This is a genomic window from Aeromonas sp. R6-2 (assembly GCF_040908155.1).
GTDB classification, from domain to species: domain Bacteria; phylum Pseudomonadota; class Gammaproteobacteria; order Enterobacterales; family Aeromonadaceae; genus Aeromonas; species Aeromonas schubertii.
Genome location: NZ_JBFODE010000041.1, coordinates 1 through 4,017 on the forward strand (window position 1 = coordinate 1; position 4,017 = coordinate 4,017).

Annotated in this window: 3 protein-coding genes; all 3 read left to right on the forward strand. The window is 61.0% G+C overall.

Annotated features, from left to right (window positions below; all coding sequences use genetic code 11):
• A partial coding sequence (locus AB5Y48_RS10860; protein ID WP_368164415.1) for a type VI secretion system Vgr family protein occupies positions 1–849 on the forward strand: 849 nt, incomplete at its 5' end.
• A complete protein-coding gene (locus AB5Y48_RS10865; protein WP_368164417.1) occupies positions 849–1,712 on the forward strand; it encodes a DUF4123 domain-containing protein in 864 nt (287 codons plus the stop codon). The genes AB5Y48_RS10860 and AB5Y48_RS10865, both read left to right, overlap by 1 nt.
• Positions 1,709–4,017: toxin VasX (locus AB5Y48_RS10870; protein ID WP_368164418.1), on the forward strand; the 2,309-nt coding region annotated here is incomplete at its 3' end. The genes AB5Y48_RS10865 and AB5Y48_RS10870, both read left to right, overlap by 4 nt.

Here is a 4,017-nt window from a genome sequence, read left to right on the forward strand (position 1 = left end):
CCGTGGGACCGCTATGGCGAGAGCAACGATCAGAGCTCCTGCTGGGTGCGGGTGAGCCAGGGCTGGGCCGGCGGCCAGTACGGCATGATGGCCATCCCGCGTATCGGCCACGAGGTGATCGTGAGTTTTCTGGAAGGGGATCCGGACCAGCCGATTGTCACCGGGCGCACCTATCACGCCACCAACCGGCCGCCGTACCCGCTTCCGGCCAACAAGACCCGCACCGTGCTGCGCACCGAGACCCACCAGGGTGAGGGCTTTAACGAGCTGCGTTTCGAAGACCAGGCCGGGCAGGAAGAGATTTATATCCACGGTCAGAAGGATCTCAACGCACTCATTGAAAACGACGTGGCCTGGCACATCAAACACGACGAGCATCGGGATATCGACAATGAGCGGGTGACCCGCATCAAGGCCAACGACCACCTGACGGTGGAGGGTGAGAAGCGCGACCAGATCAAGGCGGACTACTCGCTGACGGTCGATGCCAGCCTGCACCAGAGGTTGGGGCAGTCGCTGCTGGTGGAGGCGGGCGCCGAGGTACACCACAAGTCGGGCATGAAGATAGTGATGGAGGCAGGGGCCGAGCTGACCCTCAAGGTCGGGGGCAGCTTTGTGAAGATCGATGCCGGCGGCGTGACCGTCAGCGGCGGCTCCATCAAGATGAACTCTGGCGGCAGCCCCGGCTCTGGCTCGGGCTGGGGGGGGCAGATGCCGATCCAGCCGGGTGAGGTTGAGGTGGTGGCGCCGCCGCCCCCCATGGATCCGGTACGCCAGGTGGCAACGCTCAAGTCTGCCGAGCCCGTCTGTGAGATCTGTGAGCAGTTGGCCAAGGAGGAGAGCAAGTAATGGTCTTGCCCGAGTTTGAGCTGGCCAAGGATGAGCATCTCTACTTGCTGCTCGATGGGGCGCAGCTCCCCGAGCTGGAGCGCCAACTCTTCGAGGTGGTGGATAGCCCGGCCTATCAACCGCTCTATCTCTACTCCCCCTGGGATAGCTTGCGGGAGGTTTCTCCCTGCCTGGTCGAGGCGTCGGCCGGGCTGCTCAAGTGGTTTCAAACGCTACCCAACAATGGGGGGTGGCTGCTCTCCTCCTCTTTGAGGTTATTGCCGCTGGCAGAGCGACTGCGTGCGCTTATCGAGGTTGAAAGCCCCTACGGGAGTCGCATCTTGCTCAAGTTGGCCCAGCCCGATGGCATGTACCGCCTGCTGCAAGATGATGAGCCCTGGCTATGGGAAGGCATCCGTCAGGTGTGGACAGGGGCGCGCCAGCAGTTACTGCCCAACGCCCCGGTGCAATGGTGGCACAAGCGTGTCGCCCCGACACTGGGACCCCGCCAGGGTGAGCGACTGCGTCTTTCTGACCCCCAGTGGGCAAGGCTGGGAGAGGTCACCTGGCTAAGCACCCTGGACATCATCTGGCGCCATATGGAGAAATGGTTTCCCGAGCGGTTGGCTGAGCAGGTGGACGCCGACGCCTGGGTGAGCCATTGGGCGAACAAGGGCTATCCGTTGGGCTTTCACTGCGAGCGTGATCTGCTCTTTTTCTTCAACGTGCTGGGATACCTTGGCGATACATGGTGGGATACGGGGGAGTATCCCGAGGTGCAGACCCTGCTGCGCACGCTCTCGTCGCAGACCCCTTCACAACGCGTCGAACAGGCTGCCATCTGGGCAGAGCGACATGTCATGACACAGGAAATATCTTCATGAGCAGTGTGGATCAGGCCGCCAGCGCGGCAGGCAAGACCTATCGAGTCAAACCGGGCGACAGCCTGGGCAAGATAGCCCAAGCGAACGGCACCACGGTCGATGCTCTCGTCAAGGCCAACGGTATCAAGGACCCTGACCTTATCTACCCCGACCAGACGCTCACCATCCCTGCCCATGATAAGGCAAACCCGGCGGCGAGCGCCCAACAGGCCCCTGCGGCCAAGCGGCCCCAGGAAAGCCCCAATCAGGATGCTGGGTCGGGTAGTGTACAGGACGCCTGCGCGGCGTCAGGCACCTGTCCATACAAGAGTAAGGAGATCGCCATCATCCCGGTGCGTTATGCCCTGGATGAGCTCTTTGACGCGCCAGCCACACAATCTCATCCCTTGCCATCGAAAGGGTTTAAAGGCCCCCTGGCTTTAAAGGCAACGCCTTACACTTTGCGACAACTGCGTGATGGCTGGTTATATGTCTTTGATGAAAAAACAAAAATGCTCGACGAGTATGAGGTCAAAGGCAGCCAGTTTATTCACGAGAGCAAGGGCAGCAAGGGTCATCTGCTCTATCCGGCCAACCACGAGGTGGCGATGGCCTTCTCCCATCAGCGCTGGACTGAGCGACTGAAAAAGGAGTATCGCAAAGAGAGCAGCCTGCGCAGCCAAGGGATGCGTTCGTTCAAGCTGCTCTCGTTGGCCAGCAAGATGGGGGGCGAGCATGCGGGATTGCTCGACCTGCTCTCCACCCATGTGGCCGACATGGGCTTGCCCAACGAGGGATTCGTCGACAGCTGCGCCCCCCTCAAGGCCCCCGAGGGGGCTGAGCCAGGCCTGTTGTGGCACGATAAATCGGCTGGCTCGCCGGGTGCCTGCAAGGCTGGCATACCTGATTTGAAAAGCGCTCTGGTGGTGGCGCTCGATGACCTTATCTCGGATATGCACGATGTGACGATGCGCCTGAGCGATATCGCTATTCGCCATGAGCAGCCCTTTAATGACGATGACACCCGCCACCGCTGGACCATGGCCGGTATCACCGAGATGCTGGCCCTGCCACCGCTTGATGAGAGCAGTTTGCCGGTCTCAGCCAGGGGCGACCGCCTGGCCACCTTCAAGCTCAAGAAGCAACTGCAGTCCTATCTGGTTGCCAAGCATGACTACAAAGAGCGTCAGGGGAGCGGTAATCACTACATAGACCCAGGCGCCGAGCAGAGCCTGATGGCTCAGCATGCTGCGCTCAAGCAGTTGGGCCTCAACCCCGACAAGTGGGCCAGCTGGCCCGGGGTGCGCTTTGATGGCGAGGGGAGACGAATGGTGAACTGGTCGGGGCTGGAGGGGATTATCCAGCAATACGCGCAAGGGGTAGATGCTCTGCGTCCGCGCTGGCTGGCGACCTATGACGATGCCCTGCTGCTATTGCAGGCGTTACCGACCTCCCCCTTGCTGTTGGGGCTCGATAGCCAGACGGAGGATGCCCAGACCCTGCTGCTGGCCAGCAGCGCTCAGTGGCTCTTTAGCCTGTTTTTTGCCCCCGATACCCCACGGGGGGCCGCGCTGACCAAGGCATTGAAAAAGGGGGCGTTGCCCGCGCTGGCACACTACGGCTTTGATGTCGAAGTTAAAAAAGAGCTCGAGAACAATCCCGGTTGGACTGGGGTGGGCAATATCACCGGCGTCGCCAATGCGCTGGCGGGGATGGAGGCGATAGCCAGTAACGATCTTCTGAGCGATAGCAAGCTGTTTGGCGGGCTCCATGAAGGCGCCAAGGCGACCATGAGTGCCCTCAAAGCGGCCATCGCCGGAGTGGCCATCAAGCCATGGCAACAGCTCAGCGAGTTGCTGCATCCCCATCTGCTCAGCGGTGAACAACTTGGCCGCACCCTGAGTCTGGTGGTACTCGAATCCATTCACACCGGCCAGCAGGTACGCATCAACCCGGCATTTGTGGCCGAGAGCCAAGCCTTTGTGGCTCAGGTGCAGGGCAACCTGCTTGGCAAGTTGTCGGTAACAAACGGCAAGATAACAGAGGGCCACCTTGACCGAATGAAGGCGGCGGGTGCCGAGTGGCAACAGCTGAAATGGCCCCGCCTGCTGTTGCTGGAAGGCGGTTTGCAGCAGGATTTTGAGCGCAAGATGGCCAGCTACCTCAACTTGCAGCGGCAAGGTGCCAGAGGGGCACAAGCGGCCGCCAAGGTATGGCAAGAGTGGGGCAACTTTGGCGGGCTGGCGGCCCTGCTCAACATCGCCAACCTGACAGTGGCGCTGCAAGGGTATGACGAGAGCAGTCGCAAGAATCAGGGCAACCCCGC

What these genes read in the sequence shown, in the direction of transcription:
- AB5Y48_RS10865 (WP_368164417.1), top strand. Translation starts at nt 849, where the DNA reads ATGGTCTTGCCCGAGTTTGAGCTGGCCAAGGATGAGCATCTCTACTTG.